This window comes from Nonomuraea rhizosphaerae (genome assembly GCF_019396405.1).
Lineage (GTDB): Bacteria > Actinomycetota > Actinomycetes > Streptosporangiales > Streptosporangiaceae > Nonomuraea > Nonomuraea rhizosphaerae.
Map to the genome: position 1 here is coordinate 1 of NZ_JAHKRL010000150.1, position 4,449 is coordinate 4,449.

The window sequence follows — 4,449 nt, forward strand, 5'->3', positions numbered from 1 at the left end:
GACCTCGACGGTCGCGGCCTCACCTCAGCACCTGGCTATCTGCAGGCCTTGGCGGTCGACCCCTGCCCGTTCTGACCGCCGCGGCCGTTCCCCCACTGGATGGCGGCGCCACCCCAGGCGCACACGTTGTTGGCCTCGATCATGTTGCCCCAGTGCGTACCACCGTTGCCCTTCTTGAAGACGAAACGGTCGTACTTCTTGTTGCTGTAGACGTTGATCGAGCCCCAGGCGTTCGTCGGGACCTTGACGCGCACCCAGTTGGTCTTGCACTTGGCGGACCACCAGAGCTGGATCGTGCCAACGGTGCCGTTCGCGCGGCTCTTGATCTTCCCCGTCTTCACCACCCAGGACGAGCCGGCGCACCCGCTCTTGTAGGGGTCCTTGTGGTCGTACTTGCTGGCGGTCGTCTGCGCGGCGGCCGGTGAGGCCGCCAGCAGAGCCGCCGCCGCGGCGCCCAGGGCGACCGCGGTGACTCGGAACTTCACGTGGAACCGACTCCTTGAGTTCGGGATTGGGATCCGTGCGGGACCCTAGCGGGAAACGTCAGGAGAAGGTCAAGGAACCGTGATCTATTTAACGCGTCCCTAACATGTGCGCAGCAGCTCGGGGATCTCCTGGGTGGCGAACCACATCAGCTCGTGCGCCTCGGCCCCATCCACCGTGAAGCGGGCGTCGTCGTCGCCCCCGTCGGAGGCGGGCAGCGCGGCGACGGCGGCCTCGATGTCGGGCATCGCGTAGAGATCGTCGATGTGCACCGCGGCCACCTTGGTCATCGGGATCGGCTGCGCCAGCCGTACCCTGGCCCGTTCCTCCAGGTCGGCGCCCATGCTCAGGGCGCCGTCGGGCACCTCGGCGGCGACGACCACGCGCCGGGAGGCGCCCTCGACGCCGTCGGCGTGGTCGGCGGCCAGCATGCGCAGCGAGGCGCGGGCCGCCTCGGTGAGCGCGACGTACTCAAGCTCCTCGGTGTCACCCGAGGCGTACCACTCGGTCAGCGCGGGGGTCACCGCGTAGCCGGTCAGGGGGGCCGGGCCTAGCTCCCCCGCCTCGGCCGCCCGGGCCAGCGCGGGGAGCGTGCACGGCAGATAGACGCGCATCACGAACCTTTCACAGCTTGCAAGGGCTCTATCATGCCCGTCGCAACGAAAGTTGGAGCAGAGACTCGAGTTCCGTGATGGTCGCGACGGCATCACGGTGGTGGATGCCCGTTATGCCGAGCCCGCGGGCGGCCAGGATGTTGGCCTCGATGTCGTCGATGAACACGCACGCCTCGCCGGGCAGCCCGACCTGGCCGAGCGCGTGCTGGAAGATGCGCGGCTCCGGCTTGCGCATGCCGACCTCGCCGGAGATCACGACCGCGTCGAACAGCTCGTCCCAGTCGTCCCGGGGATAGGTGTTCGACCAGGAGTTGGACAGCAGGCAGGTCTTGACCCCGTTGCTCCGGACGTCGCGCAGCATGTCGTACATCGCGTCGACCCGGTCGAAGCCCGCGAACATGCGCTCCAGCAGGCCCTCCGCCACGGGCGGCACCCCGTCCACGGTCAGCAGCCGCGCGGCCAGGTCGCGCTCGAAGGCCGCGCCGTCGAGCTCGCCGCGCTCCAGCGCGTGCACGACGTTCTTCTGGTTGCCCTTGTAGGCGTGCTCGATCAGCTCGCGCATCACCTGGCGGTAGTGGGCGTCGTCGATCCGGTCCGCCTCGATCCACTTGGCGATCGACACGGACAGGCTCGTCGTGAGCACCCCGCCCCAGTCGATCAGCACCCCTCGTGCCTCCATCAGCGTGCCTCCCTCGCGACGCGCGCGGCCAGTTTGCGGTGCTCGGCGCTGCGCAGCACCTTGGCCGCCTTCTCCGCCGACGCCGCGGGCGCGGCCGGCAGCAGGCCGCGGGCCTGCTTGAGCGTGAGCAGCCTGGTCACCGACTCGTCGAGCCGCCGCTCGGAGATCTTGCCGGACCTCACCGCCGCCAGCACCGCGTTGTACGCCTTGGGGAAGTCGTACGGCATGAGCAGCAGGTCGGCCCCCGCCTGGACGGCCCGCACGGCGACCTCCCCGTCACCGTACTTCTTGCGGACCCCCTCCATGTTGAGGGCGTCGGTGGAGATCACGCCCTTGAAGCCGAGCTTGTTCCTGAGCAGGCCGGTCAGGATCGGCTTGGACAGCGTCGCGGGGTCGCCCGACGGGTCGAGCTTGGGGAAGACGATGTGGGCGCTCATCACGGCGTCCACCCCGGCGGCGATCGCGGCCTTGAACGGCGGCGCGTCGATCCGCTCCCACTGCTCCCGGGTGTGCTTGATGACGGGCAGGCCGGTGTGGCTGTCGGTCTTGGTGTCGCCGTGGCCGGGGAAGTGCTTGGCGGTGGCGGCGATCTTCGCGTCCTTGAAGCCCTTGACCGACGCCGCCACCATCTTGGCCACCTCGGCGGGCTGGTCGCCGAAAGCGCGCTTGCCGATGACCGGGTTGGCCGGGTCGATGTTCACGTCGGCGACGGGGGCGAAGTCGAGGTTCACGCCGAGCGCGCGCAGCTCCTGGCCGGTGGCCTCGGCCACGGACCGGGCGAGCGCGGTGCTCCTGGTCGAGCCGACCTCGGACGCGCCGGGGAAGGTGGTGATCAGCGCGCCCATCCTGGAGACCAGGCCGTTCTCCTGGTCTGTGCCGATGAGCAGCGGCACCTTCCTGGACGCCTGCTGCAGGCCGTTGGTCAGGCTGGCGACCTGCTCGACGCCCCTGATGTTCTCCGGGAAGAGGATGACGCCGCCCAGGTGGTACTTGGCGACCACCTTGGCCGGGGTCTGGGCGCCGTACCTGGCCTGGTTCTCGCCGGAGACGGTGCCGGGCGCGGTGCCGTACAGGACGGGCATGAAGAGCTGGCCGACTTTCTCCTCGACGCTCATCCGCGACAGGACCCGCTTGAGGTCGCCGCCGGGAGGCGTCGCGACAGGCGTCTCGGCCGACGTGCTGGGGGTTTCCGGCCTGGTCGCCGGGGGTGCGGCGGCCGCGCCTCCCTTGCCGCCCGCGCACGCCGCGAGAGCCATCACCAGGAGACCGGTCGTACCCATCCGTCGAAGCATGCTCCCAAAGGTATCCATGCGGAGGGACGCGCGAGCCGCCCGGACACCCAAAACACCGCCCAAATGCCGTTTACCGCCCCGGTCCGGTTACAGCCCGAGAGTGGCCAGTCCCGGGAGGTGGGAGCGGGCCGCCGCGTGGGCGTGCGCCGCCGTACTCGCCGCCCTGGCCGCCTGCGCGGCGAGCTGGCACTGGTCCAGCGTGTGCTCACCCAGCGCGGTCCGTACGGCGACCAGCGCCGAGGCGCTCATCGACAGTGTGCTCACCCCGAGCCCGGCCAGCACGCAGGCCATGGCCGGGTCGGCGGCCGACTCGCCGCAGACGCCGCACGGCTTGCCGTTGTCCGAGGCGGCGGTGGCGGCCATCGCGACCAGGTCGAGCAGCGCGGGCTGCCACGGGTCCTGCAACGTGCCGAGCGCGCCGGACTCGCGGTCGGCAGCGAAGGCGTACTGGGCCAGGTCGTTGGTCCCGATCGACACGAAATCGACCACGGTGACCAGGCTCTCCGCCCGCAGCGCGGCCGCCGGGATCTCGATCATCACACCGGCGTCGATGATGCCCCGGGTGTGGCAGGCGTCGGCGAACCACTCGGCCTCGCCGGCGGTGGCCACCATGGGGGCCATCACGCAGGGGCCGCCCACCTCGGCGAGGGCGTCGAGCTGGGCCGCCATCACCTCGGGGTGCCGCTCGAACAGGCGCAGCCCGCGCTCGCCGAGCGCCGGGTTCGGCTCGCGGGCGGCCGGCGGCAGGAAGGCCAGCGGCTTGTCGGAGCCGGCGTCCAGCGTCCGCACGATGACCTTGCCGTCCGGGAAGGCTTCCAGTGCCGCCCGGTAGGCGCGCTCCTGCTCGGCTCTGTCCGGCGCGTGTTCGCGGCCGAGGAACAGGAACTCGGTCCGGTAGAGCCCGATGCCCTCGGCGCCCGCGCGCCGTGCCGCTTCGAGGTCGTCCGGGCCGCCGATGTTGGCCATCAGGGGGACCGGGTGGCCGTCGCGGGTCCGGCCGGGGCCGCCGGTCCTGCGGTGCTCGCTTCTGGCGGCGTTCACGCTGGTCAGCTTGGTGATGTCGGCGTCGCTGGGGTCGGGGCACACCTCTCCGGTGGTGCCGTCCACGAGCACGCGTGTCCCGTACGGGATGCCGGTCGCGGCGGGGCAGGCCACGACGGCGGGCACGCCCATCGCGCGGGCGAGGATCGCGGTGTGGCTGGTCGGGCCGCCGCCCTCGATGACAAAGGCGGTGACGGTCTCCTTCGACAGCAACGCGGTGTCGGCGGGCGCCAGGTCGGCCGCGACCAGCACGTACGGGCCGCCCTCGGTGGGCAGTTCGGGCAGCGCGACGCCGGTCAGCTCGGCCACCACGCGGTCCCTGACGTCGTCGAGGTCGGTG

5 protein-coding genes are annotated in these 4,449 nt (G+C 71.2%); all 5 read right to left on the minus strand.

The window, feature by feature from the left end; all coding sequences use genetic code 11:
- Positions 1 to 35 precede the first annotated feature (35 nt).
- Entirely contained in the window at positions 36 to 485 is a 450-nt protein-coding gene (locus tag KME77_RS07290) for a DUF2690 domain-containing protein (protein WP_219463235.1), read from the minus strand.
- A gap of 99 nt (positions 486 to 584) precedes the next feature.
- Entirely contained in the window at positions 585 to 1,097 is a 513-nt protein-coding gene (locus tag KME77_RS07295; RefSeq protein ID WP_219463237.1) for a DUF6912 family protein, read from the minus strand.
- Positions 1,098 to 1,128: 31 nt separating this feature from the next.
- Complete coding sequence (locus KME77_RS07300; protein ID WP_219463238.1) at positions 1,129 to 1,776, minus strand: HAD family hydrolase; 648 nt, start codon at positions 1,774 to 1,776, stop codon at positions 1,129 to 1,131.
- Complete coding sequence (nagZ, locus tag KME77_RS07305) at positions 1,776 to 3,056, minus strand: beta-N-acetylhexosaminidase (protein WP_246609357.1); 1,281 nt, start codon at positions 3,054 to 3,056, stop codon at positions 1,776 to 1,778. Before nagZ ends, KME77_RS07300 begins: the two co-directional genes overlap by 1 nt.
- Positions 3,057 to 3,155: 99 nt before the next feature.
- The coding region (locus KME77_RS07310; protein WP_219463242.1) for a phosphoenolpyruvate--protein phosphotransferase at positions 3,156 to 4,449 on the minus strand (1,294 nt) is incomplete at its 5' end.

Bases quoted from the DNA above. Each gene is read 5' to 3' on its own strand.
- KME77_RS07295 (WP_219463237.1), bottom strand. From the start codon at position 1,097: ATGCGCGTCTATCTGCCGTGCACGCTCCCCGCGCTGGCCCGGGCGGCC.
- KME77_RS07300 (WP_219463238.1), bottom strand. From the start codon at position 1,776: ATGGAGGCACGAGGGGTGCTGATCGACTGGGGCGGGGTGCTCACGACG.
- nagZ (WP_246609357.1), bottom strand. From the start codon at position 3,056: ATGGGTACGACCGGTCTCCTGGTGATGGCTCTCGCGGCGTGCGCGGGC.